This is a genomic window from Streptomyces sp. CNH287 (genome assembly GCF_000424825.1).
In genome coordinates, this window is the sequence record NZ_AUKQ01000031.1 from 1 (window position 1) to 20,608 (window position 20,608).

17 protein-coding genes, 1 rRNA gene, 2 pseudogenes and 1 riboswitch are annotated in these 20,608 nt (G+C 72.0%); of the genes and pseudogenes, 16 read left to right on the plus strand and 4 right to left on the minus strand.

Annotated elements, in window-relative coordinates:
* The 10 genes from rrf to H299_RS35785 all read left to right on the plus strand — a co-directional run.
* Window positions 1-85, plus strand: a 5S ribosomal RNA gene (rrf, locus tag H299_RS37710); the annotation flags it as partial.
* Between the two features lie 146 nt (window positions 86-231).
* Window positions 232-840 carry a cardiolipin synthase ClsA gene (gene clsA / locus H299_RS0123160; protein WP_027750349.1) on the plus strand — a complete coding sequence of 203 codons (609 nt, stop codon included), beginning with the start codon at window positions 232-234 and terminating at the stop codon, window positions 838-840.
* Between the two features lie 114 nt (window positions 841-954).
* Window positions 955-3,450 carry a mannose-1-phosphate guanyltransferase gene (locus tag H299_RS0123165; protein ID WP_027750350.1) on the plus strand — a complete coding sequence of 832 codons (2,496 nt, stop codon included), beginning with the start codon at window positions 955-957 and terminating at the stop codon, window positions 3,448-3,450.
* Between the two features lie 67 nt (window positions 3,451-3,517).
* The gene (locus H299_RS0123170) at window positions 3,518-4,426 is read left to right on the plus strand and encodes a DUF881 domain-containing protein (protein WP_199782491.1); all 909 of its coding nucleotides are present in this window, start codon (window positions 3,518-3,520) and stop codon (window positions 4,424-4,426) included.
* On the plus strand, window positions 4,423-4,755 hold the full coding sequence (locus H299_RS0123175) for a small basic family protein (protein ID WP_027750352.1): 333 nt from the start codon (window positions 4,423-4,425) through the stop codon (window positions 4,753-4,755). The genes H299_RS0123170 and H299_RS0123175 overlap by 4 nt, the downstream gene beginning before the upstream one ends.
* 5 nt (window positions 4,756-4,760) lie before the next feature.
* Window positions 4,761-5,600 carry a DUF881 domain-containing protein gene (locus tag H299_RS0123180; protein WP_027750353.1) on the plus strand — a complete coding sequence of 280 codons (840 nt, stop codon included), beginning with the start codon at window positions 4,761-4,763 and terminating at the stop codon, window positions 5,598-5,600.
* Window positions 5,601-5,723: 123 nt separating this feature from the next.
* On the plus strand, window positions 5,724-6,548 hold the full coding sequence (locus H299_RS0123185) for an FHA domain-containing protein (RefSeq protein WP_078512977.1): 825 nt from the start codon (window positions 5,724-5,726) through the stop codon (window positions 6,546-6,548).
* 159 nt (window positions 6,549-6,707) lie between these two features.
* The gene (locus H299_RS0123190) at window positions 6,708-7,181 is read left to right on the plus strand and encodes a bifunctional nuclease family protein (protein WP_027750355.1); all 474 of its coding nucleotides are present in this window, start codon (window positions 6,708-6,710) and stop codon (window positions 7,179-7,181) included.
* A 248-nt stretch (window positions 7,182-7,429) separates the two neighbouring features.
* On the plus strand, window positions 7,430-7,978 hold the full coding sequence (locus tag H299_RS0123195; RefSeq protein WP_486587386.1) for a MerR family transcriptional regulator: 549 nt from the start codon (window positions 7,430-7,432) through the stop codon (window positions 7,976-7,978).
* Window positions 7,979-8,024: 46 nt separating this feature from the next.
* The gene (locus H299_RS35785; RefSeq protein WP_078512978.1) at window positions 8,025-9,617 is read left to right on the plus strand and encodes a DNA polymerase IV; all 1,593 of its coding nucleotides are present in this window, start codon (window positions 8,025-8,027) and stop codon (window positions 9,615-9,617) included.
* Here the strand turns inward: H299_RS35785 and H299_RS40585 are convergent.
* A pseudogene (locus H299_RS40585) lies at window positions 9,572-9,910 on the minus strand (PRC-barrel domain-containing protein); the annotation flags it as partial. The gene H299_RS35785 and the pseudogene H299_RS40585 sit on opposite strands and share 46 nt — an antisense overlap.
* A 148-nt stretch (window positions 9,911-10,058) precedes the next feature.
* Window positions 10,059-10,156: riboswitch (glycine riboswitch) on the plus strand.
* 186 nt (window positions 10,157-10,342) lie between these two features.
* Here H299_RS40585 and gcvP point away from each other — a divergent pair.
* On the plus strand, window positions 10,343-13,246 hold the full coding sequence (gcvP, locus tag H299_RS0123205; RefSeq protein WP_027750357.1) for an aminomethyl-transferring glycine dehydrogenase: 2,904 nt from the start codon (window positions 10,343-10,345) through the stop codon (window positions 13,244-13,246).
* Window positions 13,247-13,343: 97 nt separating this feature from the next.
* Here gcvP and H299_RS0123210 read toward each other — a convergent pair whose 3' ends face one another.
* Both H299_RS0123210 and H299_RS0123215 read right to left on the minus strand, forming a co-directional pair.
* The gene (locus tag H299_RS0123210) at window positions 13,344-13,550 is read right to left on the minus strand and encodes a DUF5999 family protein (RefSeq protein ID WP_027750358.1); all 207 of its coding nucleotides are present in this window, start codon (window positions 13,548-13,550) and stop codon (window positions 13,344-13,346) included.
* Window positions 13,551-13,826: 276 nt separating this feature from the next.
* Window positions 13,827-14,390, minus strand: a complete 564-nt coding sequence (locus H299_RS0123215; protein ID WP_027750359.1) for a hypothetical protein — start codon at window positions 14,388-14,390, stop codon at window positions 13,827-13,829.
* Window positions 14,391-14,944: 554 nt separating this feature from the next.
* Between H299_RS0123215 and H299_RS0123220 the strand changes: the two genes are divergently transcribed.
* Window positions 14,945-16,441 carry a glutamate-cysteine ligase family protein gene (locus H299_RS0123220; protein WP_027750360.1) on the plus strand — a complete coding sequence of 499 codons (1,497 nt, stop codon included), beginning with the start codon at window positions 14,945-14,947 and terminating at the stop codon, window positions 16,439-16,441.
* A gap of 196 nt (window positions 16,442-16,637) precedes the next feature.
* Window positions 16,638-17,393, plus strand: coding sequence for a CPBP family glutamic-type intramembrane protease (locus H299_RS0123225; protein ID WP_027750361.1), 756 nt, complete (start codon window positions 16,638-16,640; stop codon window positions 17,391-17,393).
* 28 nt (window positions 17,394-17,421) lie between these two features.
* On the opposite strand, the gene H299_RS0123230 is transcribed toward H299_RS0123225, so the two are convergent.
* Window positions 17,422-17,976 carry a CGNR zinc finger domain-containing protein gene (locus tag H299_RS0123230; protein WP_486587385.1) on the minus strand — a complete coding sequence of 185 codons (555 nt, stop codon included), beginning with the start codon at window positions 17,974-17,976 and terminating at the stop codon, window positions 17,422-17,424.
* Window positions 17,977-18,032: 56 nt separating this feature from the next.
* Between H299_RS0123230 and H299_RS35790 the strand changes: the two genes are divergently transcribed.
* The 3 genes and pseudogenes from H299_RS35790 to H299_RS35795 form a co-directional block, all read left to right on the plus strand.
* Window positions 18,033-19,232, plus strand: a complete 1,200-nt coding sequence (locus tag H299_RS35790) for an MFS transporter (protein ID WP_037760264.1) — start codon at window positions 18,033-18,035, stop codon at window positions 19,230-19,232.
* Between the two features lie 75 nt (window positions 19,233-19,307).
* Window positions 19,308-19,742: a VOC family protein gene (locus tag H299_RS0123240; RefSeq protein ID WP_027750363.1), complete on the plus strand. Its 435-nt coding sequence runs from the start codon at window positions 19,308-19,310 to the stop codon at window positions 19,740-19,742.
* Window positions 19,743-20,088: 346 nt separating this feature from the next.
* Window positions 20,089-20,608: pseudogene (locus H299_RS35795) on the plus strand (IS110 family transposase); the annotation flags it as partial.

Sequence of the window (20,608 nt, forward strand, 5' to 3'; positions counted from 1 at the left end):
TTACATTCCGAACCCGGAAGCTAAGCCTTGTTACGCCGATGGTACTGCATGCGGGAGCGTGTGGGAGAGTAGGTCACCGCCGAACAATCATTGAAGAGATGTGGCCCTGTCGGGTATCCGACAGGGCCACATTCATTTCTCCTGCCAGGACCCCCCGGCCCCTGATCCGCCATCTGTGCCGGTAAGGTCTTGTGGTCGGCATCGACCAGGTACGCAGCGGAGGAGGCCCGGGTGGAGGTCCAGGAGACACAGGTCCAGACGGACCGGGTCCTCACCATCCCGAACATCCTCAGCATGGCCCGCCTCGTCGGCGTGCCGGTCTTCCTCTGGCTGATTCTCTGGCCGGAGTTCGGCGGGCCCAACTGCGACGGATGGGCACTGCTCGTCCTCGCACTCAGCGGTGTCAGCGACTATCTGGACGGGAAGCTCGCCCGGCGCTGGAACCAGGTGAGCAGCCTCGGCCGCATCCTCGACCCGGCCGCCGACCGCCTGTACATCCTCTCCACCCTGGTGGGCCTCACCTGGAGGGAGATCCTGCCACTCTGGCTGACCTGCCTGCTGCTGGCGCGGGAGCTGGTGCTGCTCGTCATGGTCTGGGTACTGGACCGGCACGGTTATGCTCCGCCGCAGGTCAACTTTCTGGGCAAGGCCGCCACCTTCAATCTCATGTACGCCTTCCCCCTCCTCCTGCTCAGCGACGGGTCGGGCTGGCTGGCATCGCTGGCCGCTGTTTTCGGCTGGGCATTCGCGGGCTGGGGTACGGCACTGTACTGGTGGGCAGGAGTCCTCTACGTGGTACAGGTCCGCCGTCTGGTCAAGGCGGACGCCGCGGCCGGCTGAGTACCGTACCGCCTCCCACCGGCGGACTCCGGGTGCCCATGGCGTCAGCTTTTGGGACATCCTGGATGGGCGAGTCGGCATTCCCGTCGCCTGTACGAGGAGGACGCTTCCGTTATGAAGGCCGTTGTCATGGCAGGAGGCGAAGGCACCCGTCTTCGCCCGATGACCGCGAGCATGCCCAAGCCGCTTCTTCCGGTGGCCAATCGGCCGATCATGGAGCATGTGCTGAGGCTGCTGAAGCGGCACGGTCTCAGCGAGACGGTGGTGACCGTGCAGTTCCTCGCCTCCTTGGTCAGGAATTACTTCGGAGACGGCGAGGACCTCGGCATGGAGCTGAGCTACGCCAACGAGGAGAAGCCGCTGGGCACCGCCGGGAGCGTGAAGAACGCGGAGGAGGCGCTCAAGGACGACTCGTTCCTCGTCATCTCCGGTGACGCCCTCACGGACTTCGATCTCACCGACCTCATCCGATTCCACCGGGAGCACGACGGCCTGGTGACCGTGTGCCTCACCCGCGTCCCCAACCCGCTTGAATTCGGCATCACCATCGTCGACGAAGAGGGCAAGGTCGAGCGGTTCCTCGAGAAGCCGACCTGGGGCCAGGTGTTCTCCGACACGGTCAACACCGGTATCTACGTCATGGACCCGGAGGTCTTCGACTACGTCGATCCGGACGTGTCCGTAGACTGGTCCGGCGACGTCTTCCCCCAGCTGATGAAGGAAGGCAAGCCGATCTACGGCTACGTTGCCGAGGGGTACTGGGAGGACGTCGGCACCCACGAGAGCTACGTCAAGGCCCAGGCGGACGTCCTGGAGGGCAAGGTGGCCGTCGAGATCGACGGCTTCGAGATCTCGCCCGGAGTCTGGATCGCCGAAGGTGCCGAGGTCCACCCCGACGCCGTGCTGCGCGGTCCCCTCTACATCGGCGACTACGCCAAGGTCGAGGCCGGTGCCGAAATCCGGGAGCACTCCGTCGTCGGGTCGAACGTCATCGTCAAGAGCGGGGCGTTCCTGCATCGCGCGGTGGTCCACGACAACGTCTACATCGGCCAGCACTCCAACCTCCGCGGCTGCGTCATCGGCCGGAACGCCGACATCATGCGCGCCGCCCGCATCGAGGACGGCGCCGTCATCGGCGACGAGTGCCTGATCGGCGAGGAGTCGATCGTCCAGGGCAACGTCCGGGTGTATCCGTTCAAGACCGTGGAAGCAGGCGCCTTCGTCAACACCTCGGTCATCTGGGAGTCCCGCGGTCAGGCCCATCTGTTCGGCGCGCGCGGCGTCTCCGGCATCCTCAACGTCGAGATCACCCCGGAGCTGGCCGTGCGGCTGGCGGGCGCGTACGCCACCACGCTGAAGAAGGGCTCCACGGTCACCACCGCCCGCGACCACTCACGCGGTGCCCGGGCGCTCAAGCGCGCCATCATCTCCGCGCTCCAGACCAGCGCCATCGATGTCCGCGACCTGGAGAACGTCCCGCTGCCCGTCGCCCGCCAGCAGACGGCGCGGGGGAGTGCGGGCGGCATCATGATCCGTACGACCACGGGAGTCCCCGACTCCGTGGACATCATGTTCTTCGACGAGCGGGGCGCCGACCTCTCGCAGACCCAGCAGCGCAAGCTCGACCGGGTCTACGCACGCCAGGAGTACCGCCGGGCATTCCCGGGAGAGATCGGCGACCTCCGCTTCCCCGCGAGCGTCTTCGACTCCTACACGGGGTCCCTGCTGCGTGCCGTGGACACCACCGGGCTCGCCGAGTCCGGGCTCAAGGTCGTCGTCGACGCCTCGAACGGCAGCGCCGGACTGGTGCTGCCCAGCCTGCTCGGGCGGCTCGGGGTCGAGTCCCTGACGATCAACCCGGGGCTGGACGAGTCCCGTCCCACGGAGACCGCGGATACCCGCCGGCGCGGCCTCGTCCGTCTCGGTGAGATCGTCGCCTCCGCCCGCGCGGCCTTCGGTATCCGCCTCGACCCGGTGGGCGAGCGGATCTCCCTGGTGGACGAGCACGGCCGGATCATCGAGGACGACCGGGCCCTGCTGGTGATGCTCGACCTCGTCGCCGCCGAACGGCGCAGCGGCCGGGTGGCGCTGCCCGTCACCACCACGCGTGTCGCCGAGCAGGTGGCCGCCTACCGCGGCACGCAGGTGGAGTGGACGACGACTTCGCCGGACGACCTGACGCGGGTCGGCCGGGAGGACGCCACGATCTTCGGCGGCGACGGCCGGGGCGGCTTCATCGTCCCCGAGTTCAGCTCCGTGTTCGACGGCACCGCCGCGTTCGCCCGGCTGCTCGGCCTGGTCGCCCGCACCCAGCTCACCCTCAGCCGTATCGACGCGCGCATCCCGCAGGCGCACGTGCTGCGCCGTGACCTGGCCACTCCCTGGGCCGTCAAGGGGCTGGTGATGCGCCGCGTGGTGGAGGCGGCGGGCGAACGGTACGTCGACACCACGGACGGCGTACGGGTGGTGGAGACCGACGGCCGCTGGGTGCTGGTGCTGCCGGACCGGGCCGAGGCGGTGACGCACCTGTGGGCCGAGGGGCCCGACGACGCGTCCGCCCAGGGGCTCCTGGACGAGTGGTCCGGGGTGGTGGACAGCGCGGGGAGCTGACCGCACGCCCCACGCCCCGCCGTTCGCCGGTGGGCCCGTTCGGTGGTGCTGCCCGCGACGTGCGACGATGTGCGGCATGTCGCAGCAGCACCCCGGACGGAGTACCGCAACGCGGCCCGCACGACCGGACGCCTCCATGTCGCTGCTGAACAATGTCATGGACCACAGCCTCGATGACGGGTACGCCGAGGCGGCGGCACGCCGGGAGGCAGCCGGCAAGTCGGGCCTTCCCCGCACCACGCGGGCCAAGCTGTGGCTGGCGGTCGGCCTGGTGCTGGCCGCCCTGGTGGTCACCGTCGGCGCGGTGCAGGCGCGGGTCGACGCGCCCACGGTCGCCAAGGAGCGCGAGGAACTCATCGACCGGGTGGAAGAGGGCACTCGGGAGGCCGAGGCGCTGGAGGACCGGATCGAGCAGCTGCGGACCACCGTCGAGGAGAAGCAGAACGAGGCGCTGGAGAAGCACGGCGGCGCGCGGGGCGCGCTGACCGCCCTCCTCGCCGCGGCCACGCCTGCGGAGGGGCCCGGCATCAAGCTGGTGATCGACGATGCCGAGGACTCCAAGGGAGGTGCCGGCGGAGGCCCGCGCAGCAGCAGCGGCTTCTCCGACACCGGCCGCATCCGCGACCGCGACATGCAGCGCGTCATCAACGGGCTGTGGGCCGCTGGTGCGGAGGCCGTGACGGTCAATGACCAGCGCCTTACCGGACTTTCGGCGATCAGGGCGGCCGGTGACGCCATACTGGTCGACAACAAGCCCCTCGCGCCGCCCTACACCGTGCTCGCGGTGGGGCAGGGCGAGGAGCTGCGCAGCGGTTTCCAGGACAGTGTGGACGGCCAGTACCTCGAAGTGCTGCGGGAGAACTACGGCGTGCGCTACGACATCTCCGTGCAGGAAAAGGTGCGGCTGCCCGCGGCGTCCAGCCTCGCGCTGCGCACCGCGCAGCCCGTGAAGACAGGAAAGGGCAGCACATCGTGATCGCCGTACTGGGCCTCATCGTGGGAGTCGTGGCCGGACTCGTCGTTCGGCCCGTCGTACCGACGGTGGTGGAGCCCTACCTCCCGATCGCCGTGGTGGCCGCGCTGGACGCGGTCTTCGGCGGACTGCGGGCGATGCTCGACGGGATCTTCGACGACAAGGTGTTCGTCGTCTCCTTCCTGTCCAACGTGGTGGTCGCGGCGCTGATCGTCTTCCTCGGGGACAAGCTGGGCGTCGGTGCCCAGCTCTCCACGGGAGTGGTCGTCGTGCTCGGCATCCGCATCTTCTCCAACGCCGCCGCGATCCGCCGACACGTCTTCCGGGCGTGAGGCCGATGAGCGACGAGACGAATCCCGCCGACCGGCCGCACGACGGCCCCGCCCACCACGCCGCCTCCGGCCGCCATGAGGACGCGGCAGGCGCTCCGGCTCCGCCCGGTGGCGCCGGGCCCCAGGAGGCCACCGGACGGCAGCGGCTGCTGGCCGCCGTCTGGCCGCCGCGCGTCACCCGCGCCCAACTCACGGTCGCCGTGCTGCTGTTCGTGCTGGGTCTCGGCCTCGCCATCCAGGTGCGCTCCACCAGCGAGGGCGGCCCGCTGCGGGGAGCCCGGCAGGAGGATCTCGTGCGCATCCTCGACGAGCTGGACGACCGGTCGGTGCGACTGGAGCACGAGAAGGAGCGCCTGGAGGGCCAGAAGCGGGAGCTGGAGAACAGCTCGGACCAGGCCGAGTCGGCCCGCAAGCAGACCCGGCAGAAGGAACGCGAGCTGGGCGTGCTGGCCGGGACGGTGGCAGCCGAGGGGCCCGGCATCCAGATCACGATCCGCGACGCGACCGGGGCCGTCGAGGCCGATATGCTCCTGGACACCATCCAGGAACTCCGCGCGGCCGGTGCCGAGGCGATCGAGATCAACGACGTCCGGGTAGTGGCGGGCACCTATTTCACGGACCGTGGCGACCAGGTGAGCATCGACGGCCACCGAGTGTCACCGCCGTACCGCTTCGAGGTGATCGGCGAGCCGAAGGACCTGGAGCCCGCGCTCAACATCCCCGGTGGTGTCGTGCAGACACTGGAGAAGGAGCAGGCCAGGGTGTCGGTCACCCGCTCGGAGAAGATCACGGTGGACGCCTTGCGTTCGGCGAAGCGACCTGACTACGCTCGGTCATCACAGTGAGGTGGCGATGAGACATCGGCGGGGGTCGGCGAGGAGATGCGCGTCGGGTGAGGGAAACTGTCCCGAGGCCGGGGGCGTTGCCATGATGTCCGGCCTGGTCAGTGAGAACATTGAGGGTCTGTCCTGCCCCACGGGCGGGTCTGTTTCGTGCGAGGGGAATCGCCCGTGAGTTTCTTTTCGAGGTTGTTCGGCAAGAGCCGTCAGGACGGCGGCGGAGGCGCCCGGCGGCACCGTGCCGCCAGGAACGGCGAGCCCGCGCGGAGCGGCGGTGAAGAGCAGGGCCGCCCGCTCTTCCGGGACGAGCTGGACCCGCTTGCGGGCGGCGCCGGCGGTCAGGGCGCGGGGCCTGCCGACCCGTCGGCGACCGGGCGCATAGGTCTCGGGGAGCCGTCGGGTCCGCGGCCTGGCGGCGGGCCCGCCGCGTCGGTCTGCCCGCGCTGCGGGAGCCGGGTCGGCGAGGCGAGCCGCTTCTGCTCCAACTGCGGCGCTCCGCTGCGTGGCGGCCCGGCGGGCGAGGGTCCCTCGGAGACGACGTCCACGATCTCCATCTCCGGTCTCGAGGCGTACGACTCGGAGGCGACCGGGCAGCACATGCTGCCGCTCGCCCCCGAGGCGCAGGCCGCCGTCGAGGCGCTGCCCATGGGCTCGGCCCTGCTGGTGGTGCGCCGGGGGCCGAACTCGGGCAGCCGCTTCCTGCTGGACGGCGACCTGACCACGGCGGGCAGGCACCCGCAGAGTGACATCTTCCTCGATGACGTCACGGTTTCGCGGCGTCACGTGGAGTTCCGGCGGGGCCCCGGTGGCTTCGCTGTCGCCGACGTGGGGAGTCTGAACGGGACGTACGTCAACCGGGAGCGGATCGACTCCGGAGTCCCGCTCGCAAACGGTGACGAGGTGCAGATCGGCAAGTACCGGCTGGTCTTCTTCGCGAGCCAGCGGGGCGTCTGACCCGCCTCCTCCACCCGCCTGCCGCATCCGCCGGGACCGCTCACGCGGCCCCGGCGGGCGTCGTCCGGGCCGGGTTCTTCCGGACACCGGTACACGAATGCCCTCGCCGAAGGGGTGCCCGACTACCCAAACAGGCCGGTCAGGTCCTAGGGTTGCTGTGTGAACGAGCTTGATGTTGTGGGTGTCCGGGTGGAAATGCCCTCCAATCAGCCGATCGTTCTCCTGCGTGAAGTGGGAGGCGACCGGTACCTCCCCATCTGGATCGGCCCTGGGGAGGCGACCGCGATCGCCTTCGCGCAGCAGGGCATGACGCCCGCGAGGCCGCTGACGCACGACCTGTTCAAGGACGTGCTGGAGGCCGTCGGCCAGGAACTCACCGCGGTCCGGATCACGGACCTGCGGGAAGGCGTCTTCTACGCCGAGCTGGCCTTCGCGAGCGGTGTCGAGGTCAGTGCGCGCCCCTCGGACGCCATAGCGCTGGCGCTGCGCACCGGGACGCCGATCTTCGGAAGCGACGGTGTGCTCGACGACGCCGGGATCGCGATCCCGGACGAGCAGGAGGACGAGGTGGAGAAGTTCCGCGAGTTCCTCGACCAGATCTCTCCCGAGGACTTCGGGACCAGCAGCCAGTGAACCTCGTGCCACTCGGCACGCGGGCGCAAACGCTCAGGCATTCCCGTCTTGCGGGCACGTCAAACCACTCTTCGGGTGATTATCACTCGGCGTGGTGAGTGTGGCGATCGTTGACGCACCCCGAGTGACTGCCTACCTTCAGTTGGGCAGGTTCCGGGAGGACTGTTCCCGGAATGTGACGGACGGAGGTCGGCGTGAGAAGCACCGGCGGCGAGGGCACCGCGGCGGACAGCGCGTTTGCCTCGCCCGTGTCACCCGCACAGCCCGCCGCCCCGCCCGGCCCGGCGGTTCCCCCGGCGGTCACGGAGCAGCTGGGCTACCGCGGCCCCACGGCCTGCTCCGCCACCGGCATCACCTACCGCCAGCTGGACTACTGGGCCCGTACCGGGCTGGTCGAGCCGAGCATCCGCCCGGCGTACGGTTCCGGCAGCCAGCGGCTGTACAGCTTCCACGATGTCGTCGTGCTCAAGATCGTCAAGCGGCTGCTGGACACCGGGGTGTCGTTGCAGAACATCCGTGCGGCCGTCGCGCACCTGCGTTCGCGCGGGCAGACCGATCTGGCCCGCATGACGCTCATGAGCGACGGGGCCACGGTCTACGAGTGCTCCTCACCCGACGACGTGGTGGATCTGCTCCAGGGCGGCCAGGGTGTCTTCGGTATCGCCGTCGGGGTGGTCTGGAAGGACGTCGAGTGCGCCCTGTCCGAACTGCACGCGGAGCGCGTGGACACCGGCGAGACGGTCCTGGGCGACCACCCGGGGGACGAGCTGGCGCGCCGCCGCAACCGCGCCGGATGAGACCACCGCGCGCCGTTGTCAGTGGCGTGCGGCAGCATCGACAGGTGTGAGACACGCACCGACGGTCCTGCACCTCGACATGGACGCGTTCTACGCCTCCGTCGAGCAGGCGGCGAAGCCCAGCCTGCGTGGGCGCCCCGTGATCGTGGGCGGGCTGGGGCCGCGCGGCGTGGTGGCCACCGCCTCCTACGAGGCCAGGAAGTTCGGCGTGCATTCCGCGATGCCCATGGCGCAGGCCCGCAGGCGCTGCCCGAACGCCGCGTACCTGACGCCGCGCTTCAGCCTCTACCGTCAGGTGAGCGATCTGGTGATGGAGCTGCTGGCCGCCCTCTCGCCGCTGGTGGAGCCGCTCAGCCTGGACGAGGCGTTCGTCGACCTGGAGGCGGGAGGTGTGCCGCCGACCTCGCGTGCGGCGCTGGAGGTCGGGCACCGGCTGCGCCGTGACATCCGCGCCGCGACGGGGCTCAGCGGCTCGGTGGGGCTGGCCGGGTCCAAGCTGCTGGCCAAGATCGCCTCGGAGGAGGCCAAGCCTGACGGGCTGGCGGTCATCGCCCCCGGCACGGAGCGGGAGCTGCTGGCGCCGCTCTCCGTCCGTACGCTGCCGGGTGTGGGACCGGCCACCGCCGAGACCCTGCGCCGGGCCGGGATCACCACCGTGGGCGAGACCGTCGAGGCGGGCGAGGCGGAGCTGCTGCGGCTGCTGGGCAAGGCGCACGGCGCCGGTCTGTACGCGATGGCGAACGGCGTCGACGAACGGGCCGTGGTGGCCGAGCGGGACACCAAGTCCGTCTCCGTCGAGGACACCTACGACGTCGACCTCACCGACCGCGCCCAGGTGCAGGCCGAGGTCGCCCGGCTCGCCACCCGCTGCGTCGAGCGGCTCCGGGCCGCCGGGCACTCCGGGCGCACGGTGGTGATCAAGGTGCGCAGCTACGACTTCTCCACGCTCACCCGTTCGGAGACGCTCCGCGGGCCCACGGACGACCCCGGCGTCGTCCGGGAGACCGCCGCCCGGCTCCTGGACGGCGTGGACACCACGGCGGGCGTACGGCTCCTGGGCGTGGGCGTGAGCGGGCTCGCCGACTACACGCAGGAGGACCTGTTCGCGCAGGCGGCCTCCGCGACCGCACAGGCCACCGGGGCGGAGGAGCCCGCCGGCCGGACCGGTGACCCCGGCGGGCCGCCGCCGTCGCCCGGTCGCGCCGCGTCACCCGCGGCGGGCGCCGTACGGTCCTGGCCGCCCGGCCGCGACGTGCGGCACGCCCGGTTCGGCCCCGGCTGGGTCCAGGGCAGCGGTGTCGGGCGGGTCACGGTGCGCTTCGAGCAGCCGGGGTCGGCCCCCGGCCGGGTGCGTACCTTCGCCGTGGACGATCCGGAGCTGGAGCAGGCGGACCCGCTCGCCCTGGTCGCGGACCTCTCGGCGGGGCGCGCCGGGGCGGCGGGCGGGGACGCCGACGCCGCCCGTCAGCCCGGGCCCGGGCTGACGGGCGGGTCCGGCGACGCGCCCGAGCCTCCGGAGGCATCCGGTCCTCCCGACCCCGAGGGCCCCGAGGGCCGCGGGGGCCGCGACGGCCTCCCGGAGCCGCCCTCCGGCGCGGGGGAGGGGCTCTCGCCTCCGGCGGGCACGTCGAGCCCGTAGTGGTGGTAGAGCTGGAGCTCCTGCTCGGGCGAGAGGTGCCGCCCCACCCCGAAGTCCGGCGCGTCCCTGATCAGGGCGCGTTCGAAGGGGACGCGCAGGGTCTCGCCGTCCAGTTCGCTGGGCTCGAGGGGCACGAACGCGTCCCGGCTGAAGAGCCCGGTGCGTACGGCCGCCCACTCCGGCTCGCCCGTGGCGTCGTCGAGGTACACCTCGTCCACGGTGCCGATCCTGGCCCCGTCGCGGTCGAACGCCTTCCGGCCGATCAGGCTCCGCGGATCGATCTCGGTCTGCACGATCCCTCCAACTGGTCGCCGGCGCTCCCGGCTGCCGGGGCGCGGTCTGCGTACTGGTTCCACCCAATGCCACATCGCGGTGATTGGCCACTTGAACGCCTGCCCGGTCCCGTGCGCGGAACACGCTGGTAGGCTCGGAAACGGCTGTCGACCCCGCACGGGAGAGCTCTCCGGTGGCAGCACCGGAGGCGCCGAAGGAGCAACTCCTCCCCGGAATCTCTCAGGCTCACGTACCGTACGGGTGAGGTCACTCTGGAAAGCAGGGCTTGCCGCGGGCATGTGCCGTGGCTCGTCCTCACCGACGGTGCAAGCCGGGTCGTGCCGGGTTCGGGCGGGCCGGTGAAGCTCTCAGGTTGACATGACAGAGGGGGAGGCCGTCCGGGCACCGCCAGGTGTCCCTCGTAGGTCGCTGAGACCAGGAGGCCCCCGCTGATGACTGCCAACCGTCACTCCCTCGCCGAGCTGGAGCGTGGCACACCGTTCGAGAGCCGCCATATCGGGCCGGACGCCGGGGAGCAGGCCAAGATGCTCGCCCAGGTCGGATTCGGCTCGCTGGACGAGCTGACCGCCGCCGCCGTACCGGAGGTCATCCGCAGCAGCGAGGCGCTGCGGCTCCCCGAGGCGCGCGGCGAGGCGGACGTCCTGGCCGAGCTGCGCGGGCTGGCCCAGCGCAACCAGGTGCTGCACTCGATGATCGGGCTCGGCTACTACGGCACGTTCACGCCGCCGGTGATCCTGCGCAACGTGCTGGAGAACCCCTCCTGGTACACCGCCTACACGCCGTACCAGCCGGAGATCTCGCAGGGCCGGCTGGAGGCCCTGCTCAACTTCCAGACCGTGGTCTCCGACCTGACCGGCCTGCCCACCGCGGGCGCCTCCCTGCTGGACGAGAGCACCGCCGCCGCCGAGGCGGTGGCCCTCTCCCGCCGGGTGGGCAAGGTCAAGGAGGGCGTGTACGTGATCGACGCCGACTGCATGCCGCAGACGGTGGCCGTGATCCGCACCCGTACGGAGCCCGCCGGCGTCGAGACCGTCGTCGCCGACCTGAGCGAGGGCATCCCCGCCGAGATCGCCGAGCGCGGCGTCTTCGGCGTCCTGATCCAGTACCCGGGCGCCTCCGGTGCCGTACGCGACCCGCGCGCCGTGATCGAGCAGGCCCACGAGCTGGGCGCCGTCGTCACCGTCGCCGCCGACCTGCTGGCGCTGACCCTGCTCACCTCGCCCGGCGAGCTGGGCGCGGACATCGCGGTCGGGTCGAGCCAGCGTTTCGGCGTCCCGATGGGCTTCGGCGGGCCGCACGCGGGGTACATGGCGGTGCGCGACAGCCATGCGCGCAGCCTGCCCGGCCGCCTGGTGGGTGTCTCCAAGGACGCGGACGGCGGCCAGGCGTACCGGCTCGCGCTCCAGACCCGGGAGCAGCACATCCGCCGGGAGAAGGCCACCAGCAACATCTGCACGGCCCAGGTCCTGCTCGCGGTGATGGCCGGTATGTACGCGGTCTACCACGGGCCGGACGGGCTGGCCGCCATCGCCCGGCGCACCCACCGCTACGCCGTGCTGCTGGCCGAGGGCCTGCGCGCGGGCGGCGCGCACGTGGTGCACGACGCGTTCTTCGACACGGTCACCGTACGGGCCGAGGGGCAGGCGGCCCGGATCGTGGCCGCGGCCCGCGAGTCCGGGGTCAACCTGCGCCTGGTGGACGCCGACCACGTCGGAGTCTCCTGTGACGAGACGACGGGCCGGGTCCAGCTGGCCGCCGTGTGGCGGGCGTTCGGCGTCGAGGCAGGGTCACCGGGCGCTCCCGGCGTGGACGAGCTGGACGCGGCCGCGGGCGAGGTGCTGCCCGAGGGGCTGCTGCGCACGGACGACTACCTGACCCATCCCGTCTTCCACCAGTACCGCTCGGAGACCGCGATGCTGCGCTACCTGCGCCGCCTCGCCGACCGCGACTACGCCCTGGACCGCGGCATGATCCCGCTGGGCTCGTGCACGATGAAGCTGAACGCGACCACCGAGATGGAGCCGGTCACCTGGCCCGAGTTCGGCGGCCTGCACCCCTTCGCGCCGGTGGACCAGGCCGCGGGCTACCTCACGCTGATCCGCGAGCTGGAGGAGCGGCTGGCCGAGGTGACCGGCTACGACAAGGTCTCCCTCCAGCCGAACGCCGGGTCCCAGGGCGAGCTGGCCGGGCTGCTGGCGGTGCGGGCGTACCACCGTGCGAACGGGGACACCGGGCGCACCGTCTGCCTCATCCCCTCCTCGGCGCACGGCACGAACGCGGCGAGCGCGGTGATGGCCGGGATGAAGGTCGTCATCGTCAAGACCGGTGACGACGGGGACGTCGACGCCGAGGACCTGCGCGCCAAGATCGAGAAGCACGGCGCGGAGCTGGCCGTCCTCATGGTGACCTACCCCTCCACGCACGGTGTGTTCGAGGAGCACATCACCGACATCTGCGCGGCCGTGCACGACGCGGGGGGCCAGGTCTACGTCGACGGGGCGAACCTCAACGCGCTGCTCGGGCTGGCCCGTCCGGGGCGCTTCGGCGCCGACGTCTCGCACCTCAACCTGCACAAGACCTTCTGCATCCCGCACGGCGGCGGCGGCCCCGGTGTGGGCCCCGTCGGCGTACGCGCCCACCTGGCGCCGTACCTGCCCAACCACCCGCTCCAGCCCTCCGCCGGACCGGAGACGGGCATCGGCCCGGTCTCGGGCGCGCCCTGGGGTTCGGCGGGGATACTGCCGATCTCCTGGGCGTACGTACGGCTGATGGGTGCCGAGGGGCTGCGCCGGGCGACGCAGGTCGCGGTGCTCGGAGCCAACTACATCGCCAAGCGGCTCGAGCCGCACTACCCGGTGCTCTACACCGGGCCCGGCGGGCTGGTCGCGCACGAGTGCATCATCGACGTACGGCCGCTGACCAAGGCCACCGGAGTGAGCATCGACGACGTCGCCAAGCGGCTGATCGACTACGGCTTCCACGCGCCGACGATGTCCTTCCCCGTCGCCGGGACGCTGATGATCGAGCCGACGGAGAGCGAGGACCTCGCGGAGCTGGACCGCTTCTGCGCCGCGATGATCGCGATCCGGGCGGAGATCGACAAGGTCGCGTCGGGGGAGTGGGCGGCGGAGGACAACCCGCTGCGCAACGCCCCGCACACCGCCGCGCAGCTCGGGCGCGAGTGGGAGTTCGGCTACAGCCGTGAGGAGGCGGCCTTCCCGGCCGGGGTGGTGGCGGCGGACAAGTACTGGCCGCCGGTGCGGCGGATCGACGGGGCCTTCGGCGACCGTAACCTGGTCTGCTCCTGCCCGCCGATGGAGGAGTACGACAGCTGACGTAGCCCGGTCGGAGCGGCGGCCGGGAACGACGATGGGGCCGGTGCGGCGGTGACGCCGGCCGGCCCCTCTTGGCTGTGCTGCCGCGCCGGCCGCGTCAGGCCGCAGTGGCGATGTGCTCGGTGCCCAGCGGCCGGTGCGGTGCGATGATCTCGCCGTCCGGCAGCAGCTCGCCCGTGTCCTCGAAGAGCAGAACTCCGTTGCACAGCAGGCTCCAGCCCTGTTCAGGGAAGTGCGCCACGAGATGGGCGGCCTCCCGGTCGGCGGAGTCCGCGGTCGGGCACGGTGGCTGGTGCTTGCACATGGTCGGTGCCGTCTTCCGTTGTGTGGGCCCTGATGGTGTCCTGCGGCTCGGTCGGGATTCCATGGCCGCCCCCCGTTCGCTGTGTATGTCCCCAGTGTTGCCCTGCGGGCGCGATTCCGCAGGGATTTAGCGGCAGCGCTTCTCACCAGTCAGGGACGCATCACCCACACGAGCGGTTGCCCGCGACACCACCCCCCTGGCGGGGGGTGTCGCGGGCTGGGCCGGGCTACGTCACACGGGGGTGGCAGGGGGCCGGGCGAGGGCGGGACGGCGGCTTCAGGCGACGGTGCCCAGCGCCGGGACGGCCGTCAGCCGGTGCACGAGCAGCGGCAGCAGCGCGTCCATCCGGTGCGGTCTCTGCGCGGCGATGCCCGGGGGCGCCGGGGCCAGGGGGATCAGCAGGTCGGCGGCCTCCGGGAAGCCCTCGGCGGGGTCCGCCTCCGCGTCCCCGTGCAGCCAGAGCGTGAGCATGTACAGCTCGGGTACGGACAGCAGCCGCGGCTGGTACGGCAGCGGCAGCGCCTCGGCCTGGCCCAGCGCGCGTTCGGTGGAGGTGACGTACGGTCCGGCGCTGAAGTGGGCGAACGTCCAGCCGCCCGGGCCGAACCGGGACTCCGCGGCCCCCGCGTCGCCTCCGGTGGCGGTGTCGCGCAGCAGGAAGCGCCAGCCGGTCAGCCGGGTGCGCGGCGGGCCCTGCTGCTGACCGTCCCGGCTGATCCGGTGGACGGGCAGTGCGAGTTCGGGCCGCGCGGCGTCCGGGCCGCGGGCGGTGTCGGAGCCGAGGGCCTCGAGCACGCTGCGCAGCGCGGGGGCCGGAGCCGGGGGAAATCGCACGGGCATGATGGGTCGCCTCTCACTTCGCCGGGCACGGCGGTGCTGAAAACGGGGGGCGCGGACGGCACTGTCGGCGTCGGGATGGGCCGCGAGAGCGGCTGGGCGTTGACCTTCGGGGGGCCGGACCGGCGCCAAGTCTCTGCCTCGTCAAGGGAGTTTATACGACACGTGTTCTGCTGGGGATTCCGCTAATACTGCCGGGCCGTTTTTTCCAGGAGATATCCGGACGGTTTCCAGCACGTATTTAAGGGCATTTGCGGAGCCCGGAAGGCCGCGGCCTCGGATTCCTCCGGCGACGCGGTCGGCCGAATCGCGACGCCACCTTTTCCGGCGGTCCCGTGTACGCGGCGGCCCCGCGCGGCCCGTGCCGTATGCCTGTGGAATGTGCCGGAGATGTGACTGTTGCCAGCGTAGCGCGTGCGGGCGCACCCGACGAGGGGTAATCGATCACACGGACGGGCATCATCGTTCGTAATACCGCGGCAGCGGACGCGGCCGGTACGGGCGGAGGCCCGTCCGCCCGTACCGGCCCCGGGTCCTGGCAGAGGAGGAGCGCCCCGATGGGTGAGAAGGTCGTGGGCAACGGTTTCGGCCTGTCCGAACGGCGGCGCTATCGCCGGAAGCTCCACCAGTGTCTCGAGAGTCTGCAACACCTGCTCGGGGCCCAGCTGTTCGACCGCCCGCGCAACCTCATGGGCCTGGAGATCGAACTCAATCTCGCGGATGACGACGGCATGCCGCGGATGATGAACGCCCAGGTGCTGGAGCGGATCGCCAGCCGCGATTTCCAGACCGAACTCGGGCGGTTCAACCTGGAGGCCAACATCGTCCCGCACCAGCTGACCGGCCGGGTGTTCGACCAGTTGGCCGAGGAGCTGCGCACGGGGCTGGCGTACGCGGACCGGCAGGCGCGCGAAGTCGCCGCCCGTATCGTGATGATCGGCATACTGCCCACGCTCACCGTCGAGGACCTGGTCAGCTCCAACCTCTCGGCCGTCGACCGCTACACGCTGCTGAACGACCAGATCATGGCCTCCCGCGGCGAGGAGGTCGACATCGACATCGAGGGCGTCGAACGCCTCACCTACACCTCGGAGTCCATCGTCGCCGAGGCCGCCTGCACCTCGGTGCAGCTGCACCTCCAGGTGACACCCGAGCGGTTCGCCCCGGTGTGGAACGCCTCCCAGGCCATCGCCGGGCCGCAGATCGCCATGGGCGCCAACGCGCCCTTCGTCTTCGGCCGGGAGCTGTGGCGCGAGTCCAGGCCGCCGCTGTTCCTCCAGTCCACCGACACCCGGCCGCCGGAGCTGGCCGCGCAGGGGGTCCGCCCCCGCACGTGGTTCGGGGAGCGCTGGATCGACTCCGTGCACGACCTCTTCGAGGAGAACGTGCGCTTCTTCCCGTCGCTGCTCCCGCTGTGCGAGGAGGAGGACCCGCTGCGGGAGCTGGCGCTGGGGCGCATACCGCGGCTGGCCGAACTCGTCCTGCACAACGGCACGGTCTACCGCTGGAACCGGCCGGTGTACGGCGTCGCGGACGGCGTACCGCACCTGCGGGTGGAGAATCGCGTGCTTCCGGCCGGTCCCACCGTCACCGACGTGCTCGCCAACGCCGCCTTCTACTACGGGCTGGTGCGCGCGCTGGCGGACGCACAGCGCCCGGTGTGGAAGCGGCTGCCCTTCGCCGCGGCCGAGGCGAACTTCCGCGCCGCCTGCCGGCACGGCCTCGACGCCGAGCTGCACTGGCCGCGCCCCGGCCGGTCCGGCGGGCTGGCCACGGTGCCGGCCGCGCGGCTCGTCCAGGACGAACTGCTCCCGCTCGCCGCGTCCGGGCTGGACTCCTGGGGGCTGGAGCCGGCGGACCGCGACAGATATCTGGGGGTCGTGCGGGAACGCTGCCGCCTGAGGGTCAACGGCGCGTCGTGGCAGTCCGCGGTCTACCACCGGGCGCGGGAGGCGGGGCTGGGGCGGGAGAAGGCGCTCACGGCCATGACGCGGCGGTACTGCGAGCTGGCGGCGACGGGCACGCCGGTGCACGAGTGGCCGCTCCTCCCGTAACCCGGCTGCCACCTAGCGCCGCGTCCCACCTGTACGTACGTCCCCCGCCCGCCGCGGAGCCGCGCGCCGCGCCCGTGCGGGGCCCGGCGGTACGCCGGCGTGCGGCGTCGGGCAAGCTGTGACCTCCCAAGGCGTCGAGGAGGGAACTGTGCATTCACAGGCGCGCGACACCGCGCCGCCGTACCGCCCCGCGGAGCTGACGGCCCCGGTGCTCCGCCGCGAGACCGTGCTCGTCCTGGCCCTCTCGCTCGGTGCGAGCGCCCTCTCGTCGCTGATCAGCTTCACCGGCTCGCTCACCGAACCGGGCGGGCTGGCCGACCAGGCCGCGCAGCTGAACTCCTCGCGCGCGCCGGACCGGCCGTGGCTGGACCTGGCCTGGCAGCTGTTCGGGATCGCCACCGCCCTGGTGCCGGTCGCGCTGGTGGCACACCTGCTGACCCGCGAGGGCGCCCTGGGCCTGCGGTCCATGGGCTTCGACCGGCTGCGCCCCGGCTTCGACCTGGGCCGGGGCACGGCCGTCGCGGCAGCGATCGGGGGCAGCGGCCTGGCGCTCTACCTGGGCGCGCAGGCCGCGGGGTTCAGCCTCACGGTGGTGCCCGAGAACCTGCCCGAGGTGTGGTGGAAGATCCCCGTGCTCATCGCCTCCGCGGTGCAGAACTCCGTGGTGGAGGAGGTGATCGTCGTCGGCTACCTGCTGCGCAGGCTCGACCAGATCGGCTGGACGCCGATGGCTGCGCTCGCCGCGAGCAGCGTGCTGCGCGGCTCGTACCACCTCTACCAGGGCATCGGCGGCTTCTTCGGGAACATGGTGATGGGCGTCGTGTTCGTGCTGCTCTACCGGCGCTGGGGCCGGGTCGGGCCGCTGGTCGCCGCGCACGCGCTCATCGACATCGTGGCGTTCGTCGGGTACGCGCTGCTGGCGGGGAAGGTGAGCTGGCTGCCCACGGCCTGATCCGGCGGGCGCGGTGGCGGCGCGGGGCTCACGTTTGTGCCCGCCGGTGGGCCGCCACCCGTTCGCGGGTCGCGCAGCGCCGGGAGCAGTAGCGGCGGTCGGGGCCGCTGCCCAGGGCGAGGAAGACATGGGGGCAGCGGGGGGAGGCGCACAGCCCGCCCGGCGGGCGCTGGCGGTCCCAGACCAGGACCGTGAGCGCGAGGCAGGAGGAGGTCAGGAACCACTCCGCCCACGGCCCGTCGTCGTCGCGGTCCAGATGGGGGTGCCACGGGGTGCGCCCGCCGTGCGAGGTGAGGCGGAGACGCCCCGCGTGTTCCCGCAGCAGGTGGTTCAGGGCGGCGGCTGCGCCGTCGGTGTCCGGGGCGGCGAACACCTCGCGCAGCAGCAGGGCGGCCCCGCGCAGCGCGGCGACGTCCTCGGCGGAGAGCGCAAGGGGGCCGGTCTCGCCGTATGCGCGCAGCACCGCGGCGATCTCCTCGGGCGTGGGGGAACCGCTGCTCAGCGCGTTGACCAGCGCGGCCGTCCGCCGCGCTGTGGCCTGCACCGAGTGCCGGGTGGACCAGTCGCCGTTCGTGGGGAGCACCGGGCCAATGTAACGCACCTGGTGGAGTTTTGAGTTACCTGCGTAACGTGTTTTCCATGGTGAAGCGTTACGCACTGCCCTCCTACGCCGCCGGAGCCGCCCTCGCCCGCACCGGCGACGAGATGGCCGGTCCCGCCCTGCTCCTCGCCGGTCTCGCCGCCACGGGGTCGGCCGCCTCGGCGTCCTTCCTGCTGGCCGGGCTCACTGCGGCGGCCGCGGTGGGCGGGCCCTTCCTCGGCCTGCTGCTCGACCGGTCCGCTGCCCCGGGCAGGCTGCTGGCGGGTGCGCTTTTCCTCTACGCGGTGCTCCTCGCGGCCCTGCCGGCCGGGCTCGGGCACGTCCCCTTCGCTCTGTCGGTCCTGACCGCGGTCTGCGCCGGACTGCTCGGCCCCGCGCTCGCGGGCGGCTGGACCGCGCAGCTGCCCCGGGTGGTGCGGGGGCCGGGCCTGCACAGGGCGAACGCGCTGGACGCGATGACGTTCCACTTCGCCGCGCTGGCGGGCCCGCTGCTGGCGGGCGGCGTCGCGGCGCTGGCCGGAGCACCGGTGGCGGTGTCGGTGGCCTGCGCATGCATCGGCCTCGCCCTCCCGGCGGCGTGGGCGCTGCCCACGGCCCGCTCCGCCGAGGACGGCCGCCGGGCCGCGTGCGGGGGCCGTATGGCCCGTACGGCCTCCGTCGGCGCCGAACTGGCCGCCGGATTCGGGGCGCTGTGCCGTGCCGCGCCGCTGGCCGGGGCGACGGCGGCGTCGGTCCTCTCCTGCGCTGCCGGGGGGATGCTGACCGTGTGCGCGCCGCTGCTCGGTGACCGGGTGCTGGGCGGCGCGGCGTACGGGACGGCCCTGCTGGCCGGAGTGGCCGCCGCCTCGCTGGCCGCCAACGCGGTGCTCGCCCGCCGCCCGCTGCCGGTGAGTCCCGACACCGTGATCCGGGGCGCCGTCCTCGTCCTCGCCGCCGCGATGCTGCTGGCGGCGACGCTGCGGCCGGAGCTGCTCGTCCTGGCCGCGGTGCTGGCCGGGTGCGGTGAAGGGCCCCTGCTCGCCGCGCTGTTCGAGGTGCGCCACCGGGAGGCGCCCGCGCGGCTGCGCGGGCAGATCTTCACCACCGGCGCCAGCTTGAAGATCACCGGCTTCGCGTGCGGCGCGGGCCTCGCCGGCCCGCTGGCCGCCGGGTCGCTGCCGGGCGCGCTGCTGGCCGCCGCCGCCCTCCATCTGCTCGCCGCACCGGTCTCCCGCTGGATCGGCGGCCCGCCGCGCTGAGGTCCCGCGAGCCGCTGCACCCAAGAGGTGCCGCCCCGGCCCGGCAGGCGGGGCGCGCGCCACTATGCTGCCGGGATGGCTCCGATCAGGCAGGTTCAGGTCACCTTCGATTGCGCCGACCCTGAGCGCGTCGCCCGGTTCTGGTGCGAGGTGCTGGGGTACGTGGTCCCGCCGCCGCCCGCGGGGTTCGCGACCTGGGCGGACTTCGACCGTTCGCTGCCGCCCGAGAGGCAGGGCGCGGCGTTCGCCTGCCAAGATCCCTCGGGTGCGGGCCCGCGGCTGTTCTTCCAGCGCGTTCCCGAAGGCAAGGTCGTCAAGAACAGGGTGCACCTCGACGTGCGGGCCGGGACCGGGCTCGTGGGCGACGAGCGTCTCGCCGCGCTCGAGGCCGAGTGCGCACGGCTGATCGCGCTCGGCGCGGTACACGTGCGCACGCTGCTCGCCGATGACCAGGACGAGTCGTGCATCTCGATGCAGGACATCGAGGGCAACGAGTTCTGCCTCGACTGAGGGCTCCGCGAACCTGAGTGACGGCCGGTCCCGGACGCCCGCCTCCGGCCCGGTTCACCCGCAGACAGAAGGGGTGGCCCGCCGGGTCCGATGACGATCAGTGCTCAGGGGGTCCTACGTTGTTGGTGGGTTGGACGGGCCGTCGTAAGGTCCAGAGGCCCAGAGACGCCGGGTATGGCTTTCAGCGGGTTGCACTCGATGGTTCCCCTCACCTGGCCGCCCGGCGTCTCACGACGACTCGGCCGCTGATTAGGAGCTGCGAGCCCCTGCGGGTGCATCGCTGAGTAGGACCACGCTGGCGAGGTCGTTCGGGAGAACAGTGCATACCGACGAACCGGAGGAACCCGTGTCCCAGACATGGGCGGGCGTGGACATCGGCAAGACCCATCACCACTGCGTGGTCCTGGACGCCGAGGGCAAGCGCCTGCTGTCGCGCCGCGTGCTGAACGACGAGCCCGGAACTGCTGGCCCTGCTCGCCGACGTACTGGCCATCAACGAGGACGCCGTATGGGCGGTCGATGTCACCGAGGGCATGGCCACGCTGTTGATCAGCGTATTGCTCAACCACAGCCAGCAGCTGCTCCACATCCCCGGCCTCGCGGTCAACCGGGCATCGCCCGGCTACCGGGGCACCGGCAAGACTGACGCCAAGGATGCCAACGTCATCGCCGACCAGGCCCGGATGCGGCGCGACCTGACCATTCTGCGGCCGGACGACGAACACGCCGTCGAACTGCGTATCCTCACCAACCGCCGGGCCGACCTGGGCGCCGACCGCACCCGCCGAATCAACCGTCTGCGCGGTCAACTCACCAGCATTTTCCCCGCGTTGGAACGGAGCCTCGACCTGGGCAACGTCGGCCCG

Excerpts from the sequence above, each read along its gene's own strand:
- H299_RS0123165 (WP_027750350.1), top strand. The coding sequence starts at position 955 with ATGAAGGCCGTTGTCATGGCAGGAGGCGAAGGCACCCGTCTTCGCCCG.
- H299_RS0123170 (WP_199782491.1), top strand. The coding sequence starts at position 3,518 with ATGTGCGGCATGTCGCAGCAGCACCCCGGACGGAGTACCGCAACGCGG.
- H299_RS0123180 (WP_027750353.1), top strand. The coding sequence starts at position 4,761 with ATGAGCGACGAGACGAATCCCGCCGACCGGCCGCACGACGGCCCCGCC.
- gcvP (WP_027750357.1), top strand. The coding sequence starts at position 10,343 with ATGACTGCCAACCGTCACTCCCTCGCCGAGCTGGAGCGTGGCACACCG.
- H299_RS0123210 (WP_027750358.1), bottom strand. The coding sequence starts at position 13,550 with ATGTGCAAGCACCAGCCACCGTGCCCGACCGCGGACTCCGCCGACCGG.
- H299_RS0123215 (WP_027750359.1), bottom strand. The coding sequence starts at position 14,390 with ATGCCCGTGCGATTTCCCCCGGCTCCGGCCCCCGCGCTGCGCAGCGTG.
- H299_RS0123220 (WP_027750360.1), top strand. The coding sequence starts at position 14,945 with ATGGGTGAGAAGGTCGTGGGCAACGGTTTCGGCCTGTCCGAACGGCGG.
- H299_RS35790 (WP_037760264.1), top strand. The coding sequence starts at position 18,033 with ATGGTGAAGCGTTACGCACTGCCCTCCTACGCCGCCGGAGCCGCCCTC.
- H299_RS0123240 (WP_027750363.1), top strand. The coding sequence starts at position 19,308 with ATGGCTCCGATCAGGCAGGTTCAGGTCACCTTCGATTGCGCCGACCCT.